Origin of the sequence: Bacillus sp. FJAT-26390 (assembly GCF_001682865.1) — a bacterium.
GTDB lineage: Bacteria > Bacillota > Bacilli > Paenibacillales > Paenibacillaceae > Pristimantibacillus.
Genome location: NZ_MAQX01000011.1, coordinates 1,038,605 through 1,057,330, shown reverse-complemented (window position 1 = coordinate 1,057,330; position 18,726 = coordinate 1,038,605). Strand labels below are relative to the sequence as shown.

Here is an 18,726-nt window from a genome sequence, read left to right as displayed (position 1 = left end):
AAGCTTTGCAGCGGCTTTCAATAGAAGCCGTTGCGAAGCTTTTTTCTTTTATGGGGGATATTGACAAATGATCCATGTTCATTTAAATTGTGTTAAATGGATATTAAATGTTTTTCATAAAAAATTAAATTTTAGTTTAATAACGACTTAACTAGAAGGGCGTTGAACATGTTGGATTGGGAAGAAATCGTTGAACGGTTACGTTTTTCGTATCATGAGCAAATCGAGTTTATGTCAGCGGTGACCATTGTTGCCCAATTTGAGCATATTAAGGAGTTTGCGCGTGAGGTTCATTTTTCGATAGATGATGAGCTTACCGACATGGTCGAGGCTGCAAATGCCAGTTTAAGCAAACATGTGAGAGGAGAAATGGCTGTCTTTTTCTCCGAAAACATGTTTAAGGGGAAGCTGGACTATGTCATGGTTCATGTGTACTTAAGGCATCGGGAGCAGCTTGGCACCCCTGAAGATTATTTGGCTAGCTACCGCGCCATGCCGGCAAACGAATTGGTCAGCCATCTGGCTGCCGCCATCTATAGCGATGAGAAGATGGAATGGACGATGGGACATGACTGGAGCGAGATTTCAAAGGATGGGGAGCTGCTCTACAAGCTGGCAGCGGCTAGCGAGCTTTCGGACCATGCCGAGCATGAAGCGCTGCTTGAGCATATTCGCTATCCCGAGGAATACAAGCAGCGCACTTTATTTTTACTGGAACAATTTTATCGTTATGCGTATTTGCCCATACGCGATAGGCTGCGGGAGCTTGGCGAGGCTGGAGCGGAAAAGTATAAGGCTTTGTTTAAAGAGAAGCCGGAGCAGGCAATCCGCGATGTTGCCAAAATGGATGCGGAGCTAATCGATAAGGAAACGGATATTCATGTCAGCTACTTCGCTCAGGTACGGGTAAGCATCCATCGTGATGATCAAGCGGGTCAAGCGCATTTGGTCGTGCTTGGGGTCAATAATGACGCGTTTGCATGGCAGCGCGAGGATCAGGAGACGATTGAACGTTTTTTGAAGGTGATCGCCGACAAGCGCAGGCTGGAAATGATCGAGCTGCTCCACAGCAAAAACTACTATGGCAATGAGCTTGCCCAGGCGCTTGGCTTAACGCCTGCCGCGATCAGCTATCATACGAATATGCTGTTCGATCTTAATCTCATCCATTTGATTAAAGCAGACAACCGTATCTACTATGAGCTGGACAAAGAGAAAATCGCTTATTACTGGGAGCAAACAAAGCGGGTATTATTGCCATGACGCAAAGGGGAGTGTGCTGAATTGCAGGAGTATGTATATGAGCTGAAGGGCGTAAGCCAGATTTATAAGAAAGGCAAAACCTCCGTGACAGCCAATGACGACATCTCGCTCACCATTCAAGAAGGTGAAATCTTAGGCGTGCTTGGACCTAACGGAGCGGGCAAATCGACGTTGATTAAGCAAATGGTCGGCCAATTGAAGCCGACGAGAGGTCAGGTTCTCTTTTGCGGAGAGGATGTGTTTAAGCATACGCGTGCGATAGCCAGCATGGTCGCCTATTACGCGCAAGAGCCGCATGTGCTGTCGGCGCTTAAAGTCCACGAGGCGCTTGCTTTTACAGGCAGGTTAAGGGGCATGCAGGCACGGGAAGCGGATAAACAAGCGATAGAGCTGCTCGAGCAATTCGATATGGCCGAGTGGAGGGGGAAGCCGCTTAAGCAGCTGTCCGGCGGGCAGAAACGATTGATCGGAATCGGCACGGCGCTAATTGGGCGTTCACCCGTCCTTATATTCGATGAGCCGACCAATGAGCTTGATCCCAAAAAAAGGCGGCTCGTTTGGAATCTGATTAAGGAGCGCAACCGCGAGGGCGCGACCATTATTTTGGTCACGCATAATGTGCTGGAGGCGGAGCAGGTTGTGGACCGGGCGGCTGTCATTAACCATGGCAGGCTGCTGGCGATTGACCATGTCGCAACGCTTAAGCAAAAGGTGGATCAGCGGCTGAAATTTGAGCTGACGGCAGGAAACGGGCGCCGGGCTGAAGCCGCTGCCGCTCTCGCTCCATTTGGCATCGTGCAGGAGCACGGGGAGAACAGACTGCTGCTGCTTGTTGAGAAGCAGGAAGCAAGCCATGCGCTGGCCTATATTATCGAGCATACGGAGCTGCCGATTATTGAATATGCGGTCGTTCCGCCAAGCCTGGAGGACGTCTATTTTCACATCGACGATATGGCAAGAAAGGAGGCGGTTATTTCATGAGCAGCGCTCCAATGCAATTAAGGATGAAGCGGCCGGCATCGCTCTTTGGGGCGAAGCGGCTGCTCACGGAGCTGGACATTTTATTCCGCATTCAATTTGCGCTTATTCGCGACAGCTGGATCATCGTCGTGCTTGTCGCAACGATATTTCCGCTGACGACGATACTGTTTATGCGGTTCTTTATCGCCGACCCCTCACCTGAGATGATGGTCCAAATCATTGCCGGCAATATGATATTTGGTGTCATTATTATGGGACTAAACAGCATTGGGCAAGAAATTTCGATGCAAAAGCATCAAGGACATTTTACGTTTTACGCATCGCTGCCCATCCTGAAAATAAACTTCGTAGCCGCTAATTTGCTCCGCGGGCTGATGAGCACGATACCGTCCTTCGTGCTGCTTGGCGTCATCGGCTACTGGATATATGGCGTGGATCTGCATTTATCTTGGGGATTGCCTCTCGTTATGCTGCTGTCTCTCACTAGCGTTGTTGGGCTTGGCGTCTGTATCGGCTTCTGGTCGCCGAATCAGCAATTGACCAACATGCTGGCGCAGCTGCTGATGATGGTCGTAACCTTCCTCTCTCCCGTCATGGTGGAGCGGGACCAGCTGCCTGAGGTGCTGCAATGGATCTCTTATATTTTTCCGACTACCTATGCCGCTGATGCGATGCGCATCGTGTTGCTTCATGGCTGGACGCAAGCAGTCATGCTGGATTGTTTAGTGATGCTTCTATATACGTTCATTACATTATTTATCGTTAATCGGCTGGTTAGCTGGCGGGTTTAAGGAGAATCTGAAGCTTAACAACAATAAGGGCTGCTCCTATGGGATGTACCAATCCATAGGAGCAGCCTCTATTGCGTAAAACAGCTATTGCCTGGGCTCATTACTGCTGGCCTGGACGGATGCGGACGACGCCGACTTCCGATGCGTTGATGGCGAATGCATTGCCGCCTTGATTGATGGTTGCGCTAGCGCCTTGTTTTACGTTAACGAAGGTTTTGCCGTTGTTCTTTTTTACCCAGTTGCCTTGCTTGGCATGTTTAAGTCCCATTTTCTCACCCCCTTCAAGAGTGCTGCCGGACGATGCCGGAGCGGAATGAAGAGCGGGCGCTAGCCTTTTTTGCCTTTTTTGAAAATTTGTACGGTTGCTGCGTTGCTGGCAAGCACGTTGCCTTGCTCAGCGCTTGCTTCAGAAGATTGATAAATATTAATAATTAGATATTTGTTTTTTCCTACTTGGTACTTTATCGTTTTTACGCTTGATCGAACCATCTGCAAAACCCTCCCCCGCCAGCCATTCTAACTTGCTAGATATTATATGAGAGAATCAGACAGGCAGTATCCGCGAATGATAACCGGCAAATCTATCATTTACTCGTTCCTTTTGTAATGCGAGGGCGTCGTGCCCGTTAGTTTCTTGAACATGCGGTGAAAATGCGGAAGGCTCTCGAAGCCGCACTGCTCGGCGATGCCCGCGATATTGGCATCGCTCTCGACAAGCAGCTCCTTGGCGCGAATAATTCGTTTGGTCGTGACGTATTCCGTCACGTTCATCCCGGTTAGCTTCTTGAAGACGCGCGAGAAGTGGGCAGGAGTGACGGAAGCGCGCTTCGCCAGCTGCGACAAGCCAAGGGGACTGCTCGGATGCCCATCGATATAGGCTAGCGTAGCCGTCATCCAGCCGGGTGCCGTGGTGGATAAGGTCTGCTCTTCTTCTGACGGGTTAAGCGTGCGCCCGAGCAGCAGCAGAATTTGCTGCAGATGAAGCAGAACGGCTTGTCTGTAGCCTGGCAGCTTGTCTGACTCCTCGGCATGAATATGATCGATGAATGCGATAATTTGCTGTTTATCGGCAGCTTCCGCTGCGAGCAGCTTGTAGGCTTTGCGGCGCTTGGCCTGCTCGAAGCAGCGTAAGTAGGAGAAGGAATCGCCAAGCGGCGGGCTGTGCACGAGCGAAGCGTTAAAGAACAAAGCGGTTGACGTCTTCGGATCTTCCGGATCGGGAAAGGAGCGGTGGATGGTGTTGCCGGGAATGAGAAAAATATCGCCGGGGGCGGCGTCATAGAACGTTTGGTCGATAAAAAAGGTGCCTCTGCCGCTATAAATATAGACCAGCTCATACCAGTCATGAAAATGGTCAGGCAGCTCGTTTTGCGCGCTTTTAGTATCCTTATAGACGCATTCGAATGGAAAAGGGGTCATGGCATCGAATCTTTTGCGATACGGATTCATCGCTTCACCTCATTCGGCAGTTTGTCAGCCTGATTGTAGCAAATATCAAAATAGAGTACAAATATGCGAGTATTGATTATTTCAGAGATCAATATTGTTTTTTATAATAAAGAGGAACCTAATCTGCTAGAAAAGAGGCGGAAGCGATGAGAGTGGATGCGCATCAGCATTATTGGAGCATCGAACGAGGGGACTATGGCTGGATTACGCCGGATATTTCGGTGCTGTGCCGTGATTTTTTGCCGCAGCATCTGGAGCATCATTTACATAAACATAAGCTGGACGGATCCATTGTTGTACAGGCGGCGGCAACGCATGCGGAGAGCGATTATTTGCTGGCATTAAGCGAGGCTTCCGATACGATATTAGGCGTCGTCACATGGCTGGATCTTGCTGACCCGGACTATCGCAACCATTATGAACGGTTCGCGCAGCATCCGAAGTTTGTTGGCTTCCGGGTTATGATTCAGGAGATGGCTGACGCGAATGCGATTCTTGCGCCAAGCTTTGTGGAAGCGCTCGCTTTTTTCGCGGAGAAGCGTGTGCCCGTTGATTTGCTTGTCGTATCGCATCAGCTGGAGCCCTTGGTAAAGCTGCTGGATCAGGTGCCTGGCCTGCATGCGGTCATTGACCATATGGCTAAGCCGCGCATTAAGGACGGGATTTTGGAGCCGTGGAAAAGCCAAATGAGCCAAATCGCCGCCCATCCTCACATTTATTGCAAGCTTTCGGGCATGGTGACCGAGGCGGATCATTCTAGCTGGAAGCCTTCTGATTTCAAGCCCTATATCGAGCATGTGCTTGCGGCGTTCGGGACAGACCGTGTCATGTATGGAAGCGATTGGCCGGTGAGCCTGCTGGCAGCCAGCTACGACGATGTTGTTGCGGTGCTGGCAGAAGCGCTGCCAAGCACATGGACCGAAGCGGAGCGGGAGAAGCTGTTCGGATTAAACGCAAAGGAGTTCTACCGCATATGACGACAACATTAAACGAAAGCCAGCTCGATGAGGAACAACGACGGTTATACGAGGCAGCGAAGCAGGCTAAGATTACGGTGCTGCAAATCGGCGAGGGCAATTTTTTGCGCGGCTTCTTTGACTGGATGCTGCATGAATGCCGAAAGCAAGGCTTATACGAGGGCAGCATCGCGGTTACGCAGCCGCGGCCTGGCGGCAAGCCGAAGATCGATGCGCTCGCAGGGCAGGATGGATTATATACGCTGGTCATTCGCGGCTTGGAAAATGGGGAGCGCGTGGAGCGGACGGATGTCATATCGGTATTTAGCAGCGTATTTGACCCTTATTCGGATTGGGAGAAGTATCTCGCTTTAGCCGAGAATGCCGACCTGCAGGTCGTCGTATCCAATACGACGGAGGCGGGACTTGTATACCGGCCCGAGGAGCTTGTGGAAGGGCAGCCGATTCAGTCGTTTCCCGGCAAGCTGACGCAGCTGCTGTATCGCAGATTCACGTATTTTAACGGTGATCCTGAGCGCGGCTTGGTTTGTTTGCCTTGTGAGCTGCTTGAGCGCAACGGCGATGAGCTTCGCAGCTGTGTACTCCGCTATAGCGAGGATTGGGGTTATCCCGACGCATTCAAAGCGTGGGTCATGACGCATAACCGCTTTTTAAACTCGCTGGTGGACCGTATCGTTACGGGTTATCCGGATGAAGCGCAGGCTGCGAGCTGGTTCGGCGAATGGGGCTATTCCGATCCGATGCTGAGCACGGCGGAGCCTTACCATCTGTGGGCGATCGAGGCGGAGCCGGAGCTTGAGAAGCTGCTGCCGCTGCGCGCGGCAGGTCTTAACGTGCATTGGGTGGATGATTTGTCGCCCTTCCAGCTGAGAAAGGTAAGGATTTTGAACGGGGCGCATACGCTCATGACGCCGCTTGGTCTGCTGCAGGATTTGGAGCAGGTGCGGGAGGCGATGGAGCATGCGGCGCTTGGGCCGCTTGTGAGGACGACGGTAGAGACGGAAATTATTCCAACGCTCGCGGTTGACCAAGCAGAGCTGCGGACATACGCAAATGATGTGTATGAGCGTTTCTTGAATCCGTTCATCCGCCATAGGCTCGCAGATATTGCGATGAACAGCTTAAGTAAATTCAAGGTGCGGCTGCTGCCATCCTTGCTTCATTATGCGAAAGCTGGCAAGGCAGCGCCAAGCGGCTTAGCCCAAGGCTTCGCCGGTTTGCTGCGCTATTACAAGGTGGTACGGGCCGAAGGCGGCTTTGAAGGGAAAACGCTGAGCGGCGCTTCATATACAGTACGGGATGATGCCGGCATGCTGGAGATCATTGCGGCGGTTTGGACGGAGGCGGCGGAACAGCGGTGGACGCAGGAGCAGACGACGCGCAAGCTGCTTGGTTTAACGGACATATGGGGACGCGATCTGGCGGCTGAATGGCCGGCTTTGGCGTCAGCCGTGGCTGAGAATATAGCGGAAATGGAGCGATGCGTGAATGAATAGCTGGGTCAGGCTGCATGAGGAGGATCATGTTGTCATCGCGCTGCAGCCTTTTGCCAAAGGGGACCAGCTGACGCTTGAGGAAGGAGAGCCGCTTACGCTGCAAGCTGAAGTGCCGAAGGGGCATAAGGTGCTTACGCGGGCAGTTCGCAAGGGCGAGCATGTGCTGAAATTTGGCTATTCTATCGGTGTAGCGAAGGAAGATATCGAGCCTGGAAGCTGGGTGCATACGCATAACATGGGTACGGGCTTGAAGGGCTTTGTGGATTATGCCTACGAGAAGGCTGTTCCCATACAGGCGAAGGCGGCATCGCCCGATGCAGAGCGTACCTTTCAAGGCTTCGTTCGAGAAAATGGCGACGTCGGCATCCGCAACGAAATTTGGATTATCAATACGGTGGGCTGCATTAACAAAACCTGCGAGATCGTAGCCAGAAAAGCGCATGCTCTCTATGAGGGGCGAGTTGACGGCGTATATCATTTTGCGCATCCGTTCGGCTGTTCCCAGCTCGGGGATGACCTTGTGCATACGCAGAAGCTGCTTGCCTCGCTCGTGAACCATCCGAATGCAGCAGGGGTGCTCGTCATTGGCCTTGGCTGCGAGAACAATCAGATTGATGCGTTCAAGCGGGCGATTGGCGAGCATAGCCCGGAGCGGGTAAAGTTTCTGAAATCGCAGGAAGCGGAGGACGAGATCGAGGATGCGCTGGGGCTTGTTGAAGAGCTAATCAACTACGCCGAGCAGTTCGTACGTGAGCCGGTGCCGGTGTCGACGCTGAAGCTTGGCTTGAAGTGCGGAGGCTCGGACGGCTTGTCCGGCATAACGGCGAACCCGCTCGTAGGCGCGGTGTCCGATCGTTTGATCGAGGCGGGCGGAACGGCGATTTTGACCGAGGTGCCGGAAATGTTCGGAGCGGAGACGATTCTGATGAGCCGTGCCGCAAACGAGCAGGTTTTTGGTAAAATCGTTCATTTGATCAACGATTTCAAGCAATATTTTATAAAGCATGATCAAGAAATTTATGAAAATCCTTCACCCGGCAATAAGGCGGGTGGCATTAGCACGCTGGAGGAAAAATCGCTCGGCTGCACGCAGAAGGGCGGCCATGCGATCGTGCGGGACGTTGTGCCTTACGGGGAGCGCATTACGAGCAGCGGCCTTAATCTGCTGGAGGCGCCGGGCAATGATCTTGTGTCGGTAACGGCGCTGTCAGCGGGAGGGGCGCATATCGTGCTGTTCACGACGGGAAGGGGAACGCCGTTTGGCGGACCGGTGCCGACGGTGAAGATTGCGACGAACAGCGAGCTTGCCGGGCGGAAGAAAAACTGGATTGATTTTAACGCAGGGCAGCTTCTTGAGGGCAAAAGCATGGAGACGCTGACTGACGAGTTATGGGAACAGCTGATCAGCCTTGCTTCAGGCGAGACGCAGACCAACAATGAGCGCAACGGCTTTAAGGAAATTGCGATCTTTAAGGACGGCGTTATTTTGTAGGCGCACATAAGGAGTGGTAAAGATGAAATATCGCAAGCTTGGCAAGACGGGCCTTGAAGTGTCGGCGCTTAGCTTCGGGGCATCGTCGCTTGGATCGGTGTTTAGGGAGACGAATGATGCGGAAAGCGTACGGACCGTGCATACGGCGGTCGATATGGGCATCAATCTGATCGATGTGTCGCCGTATTACGGCTTAACGAAGGCGGAGACCGTGCTCGGGAAGGCGATAGCGTGGATGACGAGAGATCGGTTTATTTTGACGACGAAGGCAGGACGTTATGGCGCGGACCAGTTCGACTTTTCGGAGAAGCGCATTATGAGCAGTTTAGATGAGAGCCTGCAGCGATTGCAGACGGACTATATCGATATTTTGTTTTTGCATGATATTGAATTTGTGCCCTTCGAGGAGGTTGCGGAGGGGGCGTTCCTCGCGCTTGATAAGCTAAAGCAGCAGGGCAAAATACGTTTTGCCGGCGTATCGGGGCTTCCGCTTGCGGTGTTCGAAAAAACGCTGGCTTACACGGAGCTGGATGCCGTGCTATCTTATTGCCACTACTCGCTCAATGACACGTCTTTACTGGATATTGTACCGCTGCTTGAGCAGAAGCAGGTTGGTCTTGTGAGCGCATCGCCGTTATCAATGGGGCTGCTGGGCAACCGGCCGCTGGCGGATTGGCATCCCGCAGGCGCTGATATTCGGGCGTTATGCGAAGAAGCAGCCATGCACTGCGCGGCCAAAGGAGAGGATATCGCCAAGCTGGCGGTGCAATTCGCCACGGCGAACGATCGCATACCAACGACGCTCGTCAGTACGGCTAATCCGGATAACATTCGCAAAAATATCGAATGGACCGATGAGCCGCTGGATCAGGAGCTGCTCGCCGAGGTGCTTGCGATTCTTGCGCCCATTCATAACCGGAGCTGGGAAAGCGGAAGAAAAGAATACAATACGAGCGTCATCGGATAAGGGGAGACATGCTGGGTGAGAGCAATCGTATGTGAGCAAATCGATCAGCTGAGGTTAGTGGAGCAGGAGGAGCCGGTATTATTGCCAGGGATGGCTGTCGTTCGGATTCGCAGAGTGGGCATATGCGGAACCGATCTGCATGCGTATAAGGGAAATCAGCCCTTCTTCTCGTATCCGCGCGTGCTTGGCCATGAGCTGGCAGGAATCGTCGAGCAGGCTGATGATCCGCAGGGCAAGGTCAAAGCAGGCGATCAAGTGAGCGTTATTCCTTATATGCACTGCGGCAATTGTATCGCTTGCCGGGGCGGAAAAACGAATTGCTGCATGGATATGCGGGTGCTTGGCGTTCATATCGACGGCGGCATGTGCGAGCTTATTGCCGTGCCCGTGACGCATCTGCTCGTTGCCAATGAGCTGACGCTTGATCAAGCAGCGGTGCTGGAGCCGCTCAGCATTGGAGCGCATGCGGTTCGCCGCTCCGGTATACAAGCCGGAGAAACGGCGCTCGTCATTGGCTCGGGACCGATCGGGCTCGGCGTCATGGCGTTCGCCAAGCATCGCGGAGCGCGGGTAATCGCCATGGACATTCAGGAAGAGCGGCTGGCGTTCTGCAAGCGATGGGCAGGCGTCGATGAGACGGTGCATGCGCTGCAAGGCGCCAAGGAGCGGCTGGCTGAATTAACGAATGGCGAGTATCCGGCAGTCGTATTCGATGCTACGGGCAACGCACGGTCGATGACCGATGCGTTTGGCCTCGTCTCACATGGAGGCAAGCTCGTTTATGTAGGCCTCGTCAAAGCGGAGCTTTCCTTCAGCGACCCGGAGTTCCACAAACGGGAAATGACGCTAATGGGCAGCCGCAACGCGACGATTGAAGATTTCTCCGCCGTCCTGGAAGCTTTGCAAAGCGGCAGCGTCGATGTAGGCAGCTACATCACGCACCGTGTGCCGTTTGCGGAGATGATCCAGCATTTTGACCATTGGCTGAAGCCGGAAGCGAAGGTCATTAAAGCGATGGTGGAATTATAACCAAGTCATTCCGACTATGATAGAGAGTCCGACTGAAAGGCGTTCCAGCCTGAGGCCGGACTTTCTCTGCGTTTATGGCCCGCTCGCCGAAAATGCGGCGGGTTGGTAGAAAACGTTTATACTCATTTCGTACCGTTGACAAAAGAAGGAACCGGAATTATGATGGTAAGCCAACTGCCAAAAATTAGGATGTAACAAAGGGGAGTCAGAACGTTAAATAAGGGGGGGAACAACGTTGGGGAAAACAGAGAACCAAGCGGAAGCGGACAGGATATCGTTGCAGTCAAGCAAACGCCTGCGCAAGCAAGAGGACAAAACAAAGCAAAAGGCCGAGCTGGATGAATCGAAGCGCTCCTATGTATGGGCACTCAAGTTTCTGTTGCCTTACAAGAAGCAAATAGCGGCGCTTGCGGCATGCGGAACGATGGCGGTCACGGGAGAGACGCTGACGCCAAAAATGATTCAATATGTGATCGATCATGTCGTGGTCAACAAGGACACCTCGCTTTTTATCGGTATTTTAGCAGCGCTTACCGTCATTAATCTACTCATGCTCATCGCCAAAAACTATCGCAACCTGCTGCAGCGGACGATCGGGGAGCTTGCCTCACGCGATATGCAGACTGCGATCTTCAAGCATCTGCGCAAGCTCGGCTTCGCTCACTACGAGCGGCATCCTGCGGGGGAGACGCTGTCGATGTTCAACTCCGAGGTGGCATCCGTTCAGAAAATATATCGCAACGTCCTGCCAAGCGTCATCGAAAATTTACTGTTCATTATGGTAGCGATCGCCCTGCTGCTTAGCATCAGCGGCTGGCTATGCCTGATTATGCTGCCGACATTCGGATTGTATTACTTATTTGGTCCCTATTTCGAGCGCAAAGCGGCGCTTTACGGACGCCAGTCTGGCCAAGAGCGCATCGCCTATAACCAATCGGTATACGAAAGCATTTCCGGCCTGCGCGAGTTCCGCGCCTTTGGCTCGCAGCCTTGGTATCACGAGCGAACGCTGGGCAAGCACAAAAATTGGTCGCATGTCTACTTGCTTAGCGCAACCTATAGCTTCGGCAGAGGAAGCTTTCGGCGGTTCACGTTTTATTTGGGCGCGATTGCCCTCTTTATTACTGGCTATTATTCCTTGCAAAATAATTGGATATCACTAGGCGGCTTTATCGCCTTTACCCTCTTGTATATGACAACGATGTTCCGCCTCACGCTGCTCGTTACGCAGCTCACCGAGCAGAAGCTTATTATCCACCAGACGATTCCGCTGTTTCGGTTCATGCATAAGCCTATCGAAATCGATGATCCCGCCGATCCCATTACGCTTGATGAAGTACGCGGCGGTCTTGTGTTTGACAATGTTTATTTCCAATATCCCGAGCAGCCTCCGGTCATTAACGGCTTCACGCTGACGATTAAGCCGGGCGAGAAGGTGGCCTTTGTAGGCGCAAGCGGCAATGGCAAGACGACGATGTTTAAAATGATCGGCCGGTTTTATGATCCGACCTCCGGCATCATCAGGCTGGACGGCGTGCCGATTCACCAAATGACGCTGGAGCGGCTGCGGGAATCGATCGGTTATGTTTTTCAAGAGACTTACTTATTTGGCTCCTCGGTGAAAGAAAACATCCGCTTCGGCAAGCCGGAGGCGAGCGATGAAGAGGTAGTCGCCGCTGCGAAAGCGGCTTACGCGCATGATTTCATCATGCAGCTGCCGGAAGGCTACGACACGCTCGTCGGCGAGCGGGGGATGAAGCTGTCCGGCGGCCAGAAGCAGCGCATCTCGATTGCGCGCATGTTCGTGAAACAGCCGGCCATTATCTTGCTCGATGAGGCAACGTCCTCGCTCGATAATGTAAGCGAATACGAGGTGCAGCGCGCGCTTGATGAGGTGCTCGTGAACCGGACGACGATCGCGATTGCGCATCGGCTGTCAACGGTGAAGCATTTTGACAAAATTGTCGTGATCCACGAGGGCCGCGTTGCGGAAGCTGGAAGCTACGAGGAGCTGATCGCTCGCAAAGGGCTGCTGTATGAGCTGGAAGTGGGCCAATCCGAAGCAGCAGAAGGGAGAGTGGCACATGAAGTATCTTAAAATCTTTTGGTCGAACTCGGTTATGCTTAAAGGCACTTATCTGATCGTGCTGCTCTATCTCGCGCTGGAATCGGTGTCCAACTACACGCTTGTTTATGTGCAAAAAATATTAATCGATGATGTGTTCAGCAAAGGGAAATACGAGCTGCTTCCCATCGTCATCGGCGTGTTTGCGGCAGCGGGTATCGTCTACTCTCTCATGTTCACCATGACGAGCCGCAGCCTTGTCCGCAATGAATTCGCGGTCAGCCGCTCCTTGCTCACGCGTATGCTGAAGAAGCTCGAAGGCATTCCCATCGAGCGGTTTCAAAATGAGCGAACCGGCAAGTACGTCTATTCGTTCACGCAGGATTTGTATATTTCGGCGAGCGTAATCGGCTGGCAAATCCCGCGCGGCATTCAAGAGACGCTGAACCTATGCATCCTAATGGCGATTATTGGTTTCTCTAGCCCGATTCTGCTGCTCATGATCGTGGCGCTTTGCACCATTTATGTGCTGATTGGCTACTATTTTACTCCTAAGCTTAAGGCTCAGGCGAGAAAAGTAGCGGAGAAGCGTACCGCATTGCTCATCCAGATTGAGGAAGGCGTCGCGTCCACGCGAGAGGTTGTCGCCTATCACCGGCTGAAATGGGAAGAGAAGCTTTACAATAAGATGTTCGCGGAATACTTTGAGCAGGTGATGGCGGAGGGCAAGCTCGTCAACCGGCAAATCCGTTTCAGCGACCCGATGAAATGGGGCATTGGCATTTTGGTGCTTGGTTACTGCGGCTTTCAGCTGATCAACGATCAGATGTCGATTGGAACGTTCGTCATTTTGTTTCAGTTTTCCACGCAATTGTCAGACTCGTTCTATAATTTGTTCCAGTTCTTCATGGGCATGTCGTCGCAGCTCGCGAATGTGGACAGGGTGCAGCAGATTTTGGAGCTGGAGCAGCATGACGAAGGCCGGCAGAGCATGAACCTGCCAATCGAGCGCTTAACGTTCAGCGATGCTAGCTTTCGTTATTCGCCGGAGCTTCCTGAGGTCATTCGGGGTTTTACGGCAGAGCTGCCAATCGGCAGAAAGATTGCTTTCGTCGGTACGAGCGGCGGGGGCAAGTCAACGATTGCCCAGCTGCTCGTCCGTTTCTATGATCCATCGCTTGGAACGATGAAGCTGAACGATATTGCTGCGCAGGCGTACAACCGCGAGCAGTGGGCAAATAAGGTATCGATCGTTTTTCAGGACCCTTATATGTTCTCGGACACGATTCGGGAAAATTTAATGCTCGGCAGACACGGCGTTACGGAAGCGGATATCGAGGAAGCCTGCCGCATCGCGCAAATCCATGAATTTATTTTGGCGCTGCCTGAGGGCTACGATACGAATATCGGCGAGCGGGGCATCAAGCTCTCCGGCGGACAACGCCAGCGCATAGCGATTGCGCGTGCGATGGTTAGCGATCCGGAAATTTTGGTGCTGGATGAGGCTACGTCAGCGCTGGATTTGGAGACGGAGCGTCAGCTGCTGGCTGCGCTTGAGGCAAGAAGGGAAGGGCTGACGACGATCATGATCGCGCACCGCCTCTCCACGGTCGAGAACGCCGACGTCATATTCGTCATGGACCAGGGAGCGTTAGCGGAGACCGGTACGCATAACGAGCTGCTTGCCAGCGGCAAAGTCTATCAGCAGCTCCTGATGGCGCAGCACTAGCGGTCATGAAGGTGGAACGATTTAGAGATTGACAGCGCTATTTGGGTGAGATACATTAATCATTACATAATCTAACAATGAAGATGAAGGGTAAGTAGACATGCGTCAAGGACTTGCAGAGAGCCGGTGGTTGCTGTGAACCGGCGTCCCGCGTATGATTGAATGGCCTTCGGAGTTGCTTTGCCGAATCACCATTTGGATGTAGTAGGCAAAGCCGGGGTTCCTGCCGTTATCACGGGAGCAGTATCGAGCCGAATGTTGGTGTCCGTACTGTCCAAGAGAATTGCGATGCTTTGAATGATGAGGCAGCTGCGATTAAATAAGGTGGTACCACGATAACTTCGTCCTTTGCGGATGAAGTTTTTTTGTGTGATTTGAAGGGGGTGATGGCCATGGAGGATGGCTGGTGGCGGCGATTGAATGAAGGAATGCTTCTGCTCAAAAATCGATTTGCTAGACAGTTATTAAGTACTGTCTCATTAATTAGGAGGGCTTTATATGATGAAACAAAGAATGCTTACAGGAGACCGTGTCACCGGCAAGCTGCATCTTGGCCATTACGCCGGAAGCTTGAAAAATCGGGTCGAGCTTCAAGACAACTATGAAACCTTTGTCCTGCTTGCCGATGTTCAAGCATTGACCACCCATTTTGATAAACCGGAATTAATACGAGGCCATCTTCGAGAGGTAGCGCTCGATTATTTGGCTGTTGGCATTAAGCCTGAATCGGCTACGATCTTTGTGCAATCGATGGTGCCGGAAATTGCCGAATTGACCGTGCTGTTCTCGATGTTCGTCACGGTAAACCTGCTGCGGCATAACCCAACGATTAAATCAGAATCCAAAAACAGCGGATTGGATGAGATGTACTATGGATTCCTTGGTTATCCGGTAAGCCAGGCAGCGGACATCACGTTCTGTAAAGCGAGCATTGTTCCGGTAGGAGACGACCAGCTTCCGCATTTGGAGCTGACCCGAAAAATCGTTCGCCGGTTCAACGAATTGTATAAGCCTGTATTTGTTGAGCCGCAGGCGATAGTAGGCGATTTCCCGAGGCTGCTCGGGACAGATGGCAATGCGAAGATGAGCAAGAGCCTAGGAAATGCGATTGAGCTGGACTCATCGCCTGACGAGATTGCCTTTAAAATACGCAGGGCCGTTACGGATCCGGCTCGCATCCACAAAAACGATCCCGGGCATCCCGATATTTGTCCGATCTATGCCTATCACCGGGCTTTCCGGCCGGAGGGGGCACTGGAAATACGCGAAGGCTGCGAGAGAGGAGCAATCGGGTGTTCGGGGTGCAAGCGGCTTATCGCTTCGGCCATTGAGCAGCTTCTGGAGCCCATGCAGGAACGGCGAGCTTATTATGCCGATAGGCCAAAGCTGATTGATGATATTTTAATGGACGGAACCAAGCATGCGCAAAACATTGCTAGAGAAACGATGATTGAGGTTCGGGACGCCATGAGCCTCAATTACTTCATGAATAAGGATTGATTCTGCAGCAAACAAAAACCAGTCTGACACGGCCTTCGTGTTTGGACTGGTTTTTTTTCTTGATGAGTGGAGCGTTTTCCGTTCACGAGCCCGTCACACTTTTAAACTGTGCAGGAAAGTCCATCACCCGATATAGAAAAGTCCATTCCGATCATTTTAAAATCGTGTAACATAGGAAATGTTGCTGATAATGGTTATCACTTAGAGAGTGGTGGTAGAATGCAGCATATTTTTTTGCAAATAAATGAGAATGATTATCTTTGATAATTTCTATGATGATTTGGGGAATTCGTGTGAAGCTATGGTATCTCTTAGTCGTGCTTATTGCGTTATCGATCACGTCCCTGTTTATCGGGGTTAAGGACATATCGCCGCTCGATCTGTTCTCTTTAACGGAGGAGCAGCGGCAGGTATTGTCCATTAGCCGTATTCCGCGGCTCGTCAGCATTATTATAGCTGGCGTCGGAATGAGCGTCACGGGATTGATCATGCAGCAGCTCAGCCGCAACAAGTTCGTATCGCCTACGACTGGGGGGACGGACGATTCCGCTAGACTTGGCATACTCGTTGCTTTGATGGTATTCCCGTCAGCAAGCACGATGGAGAAGATGCTGCTTGCATTCGCATTTGCGTTAGCCGGCACCTATGTGTTTATGAAAATTCTCGATCGGCTGAAATTTAAAGATACGATCTTTATACCGCTGGTAGGGCTCATGTTCGGCAATGTCATTAATGCGGTGACGACGTTTTTCGCCTATAAGAACGATCTTATCCAAAATATTTCCTCATGGCTGCAAGGCAGCTTCTCTCTTGTCATGAGCGGACGTTATGAGCTGATGTATGTGAGCTTGCCGCTGCTCGTCATTGCGTATCTTTATGCGAATAAGTTTACGATTGCCGGGCTAGGGGAGGAGTTCTCTACCAATCTAGGAATGAATCATAAGCTGGTTGTGAATATCGGCCTTGTCATTGTAGCGCTGATTTCGGTGATCGTTATTTTGACCGTAGGCACGCTGCCATTCCTTGGCCTCATTATTCCGAATATCGTGACGCTGTATATGGGCGACCATTTGAAACGAAACCTGTCCCATACAGCGGTGGTTGGCGCGATATTCGTACTGGTATGCGACATCATCGGCCGCTTGATTATCTTTCCGTATGAGATTCCAATCGGCTTAACGATCGGCATCATCGGAAGCGTTATTTTTCTTTACTTGTTGATGAGGAGAAAGGCATATGAAGCTTAAACTAAGTTTGCTTGCGGTGCTGGCCGTCGCATTAATAGCCGTATTTCTTTTCATTCATCTTGGCCCTAATTGGGATTATGCCCTGCCAAGAAGACTGAAGAAGGTGCTGGCGATTGTCATTACCGGGGGCGCAATTGCTTACTCCACCATGATCTTTCAGACCATTACGAACAATCGGATACTAACGCCAAGCATTATCGGCCTTGATTCGCTTTATATGCTCATTCAGACGTTCGTCGTCTTTGCTTTTGGCTCTATGAGTCTTCCAAGCACAAACAAGCATCTTAATTTCTTTATATCCGTTGCTTTGATGATCGCATTCGTTGCGGTGCTGTATAAGCTGTTGTTCAAAAAGGAAGGCAGAAATTTATATTTCCTTCTGCTGATCGGACTGGTGCTGGGCACTTTGTTCGGCAGTATGTCAACGTTCATGCAGGTGCTGATCGATCCGAATGAATTTCTAATCGTTCAAGGGAAAATGTTCGCAAGCTTCAACAATGTCAATACGGACCTGCTCGTCATCTCAATCATCATTATCGCTTTAATCGCTATTTATGCCACGCGGCTAAGCAAATATCTAGATGTGATGTCGCTTGGCAAGGAGCATGCGGTCAACCTGGGTATTCCTTACGATTATGTCGTCAAAAGAATGCTGGTCATCGTTGCGATTCTGATCGCCGTATCCACCGCGCTGGTCGGTCCGATTACCTTTCTTGGCCTGCTCGTTGTCAATGTAGCCTATCCATTCATGCGCACCTATCGACATAGCTACCTGATACCGGGAGCAATGCTGATTAGCATTATTGCGCTTGTCGGCGGACAGCTAATCGTAGAGCGGGTGTTCTCGTTCGAGACGACGATAAGCGTCATTATCAACTTCGTCGGCGGAGCGTACTTTTTATATTTGCTGCTAAGGGAGAAGAAAGCATGATTGAGGTTAAAAAGGTTTCCAAAACATATGGCGGCAAACCTGTTATCGAGCAGGTGTCCGTAACCATTTCGAAGGGGAAGATCACTTCGTTCATCGGCCCTAACGGAGCAGGCAAGAGCACGCTTCTCTCGATGATCAGCCGCCTGTTAACGAAGGACAGCGGGCAGGTGCTCATCGAGGGCAAGGAAGTCGGCTCATGGAAAAGCGCCGAGCTCGCCAAAAAAATATCGATTCTCAAGCAGTCGAACCATATTAACCTTCGCCTCACGGTGCGTGAGCTTGTAAGCTTCGGAAGGTTCCCTTATTCCCAAGGCAAGCTGACGGCGGAGGATTGGAAGCAAGTTGACGAAGCGATCGTATATATGGATCTGCAAGAAATGCAGGGCAAGTATCTTGACGAGCTAAGCGGAGGGCAGAAGCAGCGCGCGTTCATCGCGATGGTCATCGCACAGAATACCGAATACATTTTGCTGGACGAACCGCTTAATAATTTGGATATGAAGCACTCCGTTCAAATAATGAAGGTGCTGAGGGGCCTAGTAGAGGAGCTTGGCAAGACGGTCGTGATCGTTATCCATGACATAAACTTTGCTTCTTGTTATTCCGATTACATCGTGGCGTTGAAGGATGGAAAGGTCGTTAAGGAAGGTGCTACCGAGACGATCATCGACAGCGCCGTGCTTAAGGACATTTACGATATGGACATTCCGATCGAGCTGATTAACGGCAATCGCATCGGTGTTTATTTTACTTAATCAAAGAAAGACTTGCCAAAGGTTATCCAAACATTAATATAAAAAATGATCTAG

16 protein-coding genes, 1 pseudogene and 1 other annotated feature are annotated in these 18,726 nt (G+C 51.5%); of the genes and pseudogenes, 14 read left to right on the top strand and 3 right to left on the bottom strand.

The window, feature by feature from the left end:
- Positions 1–168: 168 nt before the first annotated feature.
- The 3 genes and pseudogenes from A7975_RS16275 to A7975_RS16265 all read left to right on the top strand — a co-directional run bounded on the left by A7975_RS16275 (position 169) and on the right by A7975_RS16265 (position 3,035).
- Positions 169–1,263 (top strand): ArsR/SmtB family transcription factor, encoded by a 1,095-nt coding sequence (locus A7975_RS16275; RefSeq protein ID WP_065385763.1) that lies wholly within the window; start codon positions 169–171, stop codon positions 1,261–1,263.
- 105 nt (positions 1,264–1,368) lie between these two features.
- Positions 1,369–2,244, top strand: a pseudogene (locus A7975_RS16270) (ABC transporter ATP-binding protein); the annotation flags it as partial.
- Positions 2,241–3,035 (top strand): ABC transporter permease, encoded by a 795-nt coding sequence (locus A7975_RS16265; RefSeq protein ID WP_082198218.1) that lies wholly within the window; start codon positions 2,241–2,243, stop codon positions 3,033–3,035. The pseudogene A7975_RS16270 and the gene A7975_RS16265, both read left to right, overlap by 4 nt.
- 100 nt (positions 3,036–3,135) lie before the next feature.
- Here A7975_RS16265 and A7975_RS34225 read toward each other — a convergent pair whose 3' ends face one another.
- From A7975_RS34225 to A7975_RS16260, 3 genes are all read right to left on the bottom strand, one after another.
- A complete protein-coding gene (locus A7975_RS34225) occupies positions 3,136–3,303 on the bottom strand; it encodes a hypothetical protein (RefSeq protein ID WP_176707739.1) in 168 nt (55 codons plus the stop codon).
- Positions 3,304–3,362: 59 nt separating this feature from the next.
- Complete coding sequence (locus A7975_RS34220; protein ID WP_176707738.1) at positions 3,363–3,524, bottom strand: hypothetical protein; 162 nt, start codon at positions 3,522–3,524, stop codon at positions 3,363–3,365.
- Positions 3,525–3,623: 99 nt separating this feature from the next.
- Positions 3,624–4,484 (bottom strand): AraC family transcriptional regulator, encoded by an 861-nt coding sequence (locus tag A7975_RS16260; RefSeq protein WP_065385761.1) that lies wholly within the window; start codon positions 4,482–4,484, stop codon positions 3,624–3,626.
- A 146-nt stretch (positions 4,485–4,630) separates the two neighbouring features.
- Here A7975_RS16260 and A7975_RS16255 point away from each other — a divergent pair, with 146 nt between their 5' ends.
- The 11 genes from A7975_RS16255 (at position 4,631) to A7975_RS16205 (ending at position 18,672) form a co-directional block, all read left to right on the top strand.
- Positions 4,631–5,461 (top strand): amidohydrolase family protein, encoded by an 831-nt coding sequence (locus A7975_RS16255; RefSeq protein ID WP_065385760.1) that lies wholly within the window; start codon positions 4,631–4,633, stop codon positions 5,459–5,461.
- Positions 5,458–6,957, top strand: a complete 1,500-nt coding sequence (locus tag A7975_RS16250) for a tagaturonate reductase (RefSeq protein ID WP_065385759.1) — start codon at positions 5,458–5,460, stop codon at positions 6,955–6,957. The genes A7975_RS16255 and A7975_RS16250 overlap by 4 nt, the downstream gene beginning before the upstream one ends.
- On the top strand, positions 6,950–8,449 hold the full coding sequence (locus A7975_RS16245; RefSeq protein WP_065385758.1) for a UxaA family hydrolase: 1,500 nt from the start codon (positions 6,950–6,952) through the stop codon (positions 8,447–8,449). Before A7975_RS16250 ends, A7975_RS16245 begins: the two co-directional genes overlap by 8 nt.
- Before the next feature lie 22 nt (positions 8,450–8,471).
- On the top strand, positions 8,472–9,416 hold the full coding sequence (locus A7975_RS16240) for an aldo/keto reductase (RefSeq protein ID WP_065385757.1): 945 nt from the start codon (positions 8,472–8,474) through the stop codon (positions 9,414–9,416).
- 15 nt (positions 9,417–9,431) lie between these two features.
- A complete protein-coding gene (locus A7975_RS16235; RefSeq protein WP_065385756.1) occupies positions 9,432–10,445 on the top strand; it encodes a zinc-binding alcohol dehydrogenase family protein in 1,014 nt (337 codons plus the stop codon).
- Positions 10,446–10,680: 235 nt separating this feature from the next.
- Positions 10,681–12,543 carry an ABC transporter ATP-binding protein gene (locus A7975_RS16230; protein ID WP_053372475.1) on the top strand — a complete coding sequence of 621 codons (1,863 nt, stop codon included), beginning with the start codon at positions 10,681–10,683 and terminating at the stop codon, positions 12,541–12,543.
- The gene (locus A7975_RS16225; RefSeq protein ID WP_065385755.1) at positions 12,530–14,239 is read left to right on the top strand and encodes an ABC transporter ATP-binding protein; all 1,710 of its coding nucleotides are present in this window, start codon (positions 12,530–12,532) and stop codon (positions 14,237–14,239) included. The genes A7975_RS16230 and A7975_RS16225 overlap by 14 nt, the downstream gene beginning before the upstream one ends.
- A 71-nt stretch (positions 14,240–14,310) precedes the next feature.
- Positions 14,311–14,591, top strand: a binding site (T-box leader).
- A 146-nt stretch (positions 14,592–14,737) separates the two neighbouring features.
- On the top strand, positions 14,738–15,739 hold the full coding sequence (gene trpS, locus A7975_RS16220) for a tryptophan--tRNA ligase (RefSeq protein ID WP_053372473.1): 1,002 nt from the start codon (positions 14,738–14,740) through the stop codon (positions 15,737–15,739).
- A 293-nt stretch (positions 15,740–16,032) separates the two neighbouring features.
- Entirely contained in the window at positions 16,033–16,986 is a 954-nt protein-coding gene (locus A7975_RS16215) for an ABC transporter permease (RefSeq protein ID WP_065385929.1), read from the top strand.
- Complete coding sequence (locus A7975_RS16210; protein ID WP_065385754.1) at positions 16,976–17,917, top strand: iron chelate uptake ABC transporter family permease subunit; 942 nt, start codon at positions 16,976–16,978, stop codon at positions 17,915–17,917. Before A7975_RS16215 ends, A7975_RS16210 begins: the two co-directional genes overlap by 11 nt.
- Entirely contained in the window at positions 17,914–18,672 is a 759-nt protein-coding gene (locus tag A7975_RS16205; RefSeq protein ID WP_065385753.1) for an iron ABC transporter ATP-binding protein, read from the top strand. Before A7975_RS16210 ends, A7975_RS16205 begins: the two co-directional genes overlap by 4 nt.
- Positions 18,673–18,726: the final 54 nt, after the last annotated feature.

What these genes read in the sequence shown, in the direction of transcription:
- trpS (WP_053372473.1), top strand. Translation starts at nt 14,738, where the DNA reads ATGATGAAACAAAGAATGCTTACAGGAGACCGTGTCACCGGCAAGCTG.
- A7975_RS16250 (WP_065385759.1), top strand. Translation starts at nt 5,458, where the DNA reads ATGACGACAACATTAAACGAAAGCCAGCTCGATGAGGAACAACGACGG.
- A7975_RS16275 (WP_065385763.1), top strand. Translation starts at nt 169, where the DNA reads ATGTTGGATTGGGAAGAAATCGTTGAACGGTTACGTTTTTCGTATCAT.
- A7975_RS16210 (WP_065385754.1), top strand. Translation starts at nt 16,976, where the DNA reads ATGAAGCTTAAACTAAGTTTGCTTGCGGTGCTGGCCGTCGCATTAATA.
- A7975_RS16260 (WP_065385761.1), bottom strand. Translation starts at nt 4,484, where the DNA reads ATGAATCCGTATCGCAAAAGATTCGATGCCATGACCCCTTTTCCATTC.
- A7975_RS16205 (WP_065385753.1), top strand. Translation starts at nt 17,914, where the DNA reads ATGATTGAGGTTAAAAAGGTTTCCAAAACATATGGCGGCAAACCTGTT.
- A7975_RS16225 (WP_065385755.1), top strand. Translation starts at nt 12,530, where the DNA reads ATGAAGTATCTTAAAATCTTTTGGTCGAACTCGGTTATGCTTAAAGGC.
- A7975_RS16245 (WP_065385758.1), top strand. Translation starts at nt 6,950, where the DNA reads ATGAATAGCTGGGTCAGGCTGCATGAGGAGGATCATGTTGTCATCGCG.
- A7975_RS34225 (WP_176707739.1), bottom strand. Translation starts at nt 3,303, where the DNA reads ATGGGACTTAAACATGCCAAGCAAGGCAACTGGGTAAAAAAGAACAAC.
- A7975_RS16255 (WP_065385760.1), top strand. Translation starts at nt 4,631, where the DNA reads ATGAGAGTGGATGCGCATCAGCATTATTGGAGCATCGAACGAGGGGAC.
- A7975_RS16265 (WP_082198218.1), top strand. Translation starts at nt 2,241, where the DNA reads ATGAGCAGCGCTCCAATGCAATTAAGGATGAAGCGGCCGGCATCGCTC.
- A7975_RS34220 (WP_176707738.1), bottom strand. Translation starts at nt 3,524, where the DNA reads ATGGTTCGATCAAGCGTAAAAACGATAAAGTACCAAGTAGGAAAAAAC.
- A7975_RS16240 (WP_065385757.1), top strand. Translation starts at nt 8,472, where the DNA reads ATGAAATATCGCAAGCTTGGCAAGACGGGCCTTGAAGTGTCGGCGCTT.